The organism is Streptosporangium sp. NPDC004631 (genome assembly GCF_053601935.1).
In genome coordinates this window covers 1-1,079 of sequence record NZ_JBSGCR010000085.1, presented here as the reverse complement: position 1 = coordinate 1,079, position 1,079 = coordinate 1, and the positions used below count along the sequence as shown (strand labels likewise).

Sequence of the window (1,079 nt, the reverse complement as noted above, 5' to 3'; positions counted from 1 at the left end):
CTAGGGCCTGTACGGAGTTGAGATCAGAGGGATTGCCTGCGGTACGGCCGGCGGTCCTGGTAGGTCATCGGGCATGGCGCGTGGAGATCTCACCGACGAGGAATGGTCCTTGATCGAGCCTCACTTGCCGCTGGGTGAGCGGGGCCCGATCCCGGACCTGCGACGGCTGTTCAATGCTGCGATGTGGCGGTTTCGTACCGGCAGCCCGTGGCGGGACCTGCCGGTCGAGTACGGGCCATGGTCCACCGCCTATGACCGGTTTCGCTCCTGGGCGTTGAACGGCGTGTTCGAGCAGCTGATGCAGGCGATGATCGCCGAGGCCGCGGCTCGCGGGCAGGCCGATCTCGACCTGGTCAGCGTCGACTCCACCACCGCCCGCGCCCACCATCATGCCGCCGGGATGGTCTTGGGCGGCGAGCTGAGCGCGGCGCTGGAACACGCCGCCGAGCAGGAAAAGGGGCTGCGCCAAAGGGGCAAAACGCCTGCGACGGCGACCCCGGTGACGATGGGGGCGGACGAAGGCGGCTGCGGCGCCGGTACCGGTTCCGGCTGAAGGCGGCCCGGCTGGGCCGCTCGCGGGGCGGGCTGACCAGCAAGGTGCATCTGTCGGCCGACCGCCGATGCCGTCCGCTGTCCTTCGTCCTGACTGCCGGCCAGGCCGGAGACAACCCGCAGTTTCGCGCGGTGCTGGAGCGCATCAAGATCCGCCTGCCGGTCGGCCGTCCGCGTACCCGGCCGGGCGCGGTGGCCGCCGACAAGGCCTACTCCTCTCGCGGCAACCGCGCTTACCTGCGTCGACGCCGGATCAAGGCGGTCATCCCGGAGAAGAGCGACCAGGCGGCCAACCGCAAGAAGCGTGGCTCCCGCGGCGGCCGGCCGATCACCCATGACCCTGATCTGTACAAGCAGCGCAACGCGGCCGAACGCTGCATCAACCGGATGAAGGAGTGGCGTGGGCTGGCCTTCCGGTTCGACAAGACGCCTGACAGCTATCTGGCCGGCCTGCACCTACGCGGAGCCGTCTTATGGATCCGAAGCCTCCGGCCAGCTTAAAGATCCGAACTCCGTACAGGCTCTAG

Annotated in this window: 1 pseudogene; it reads left to right on the top strand. The window is 68.7% G+C overall.

Annotated features, from left to right (window positions below):
• The first annotated feature begins 73 nt into the window (after positions 1-73).
• Positions 74-1,053, top strand: a pseudogene (locus ACWEF2_RS31650) (IS5 family transposase).
• Positions 1,054-1,079 lie beyond the last annotated feature (26 nt).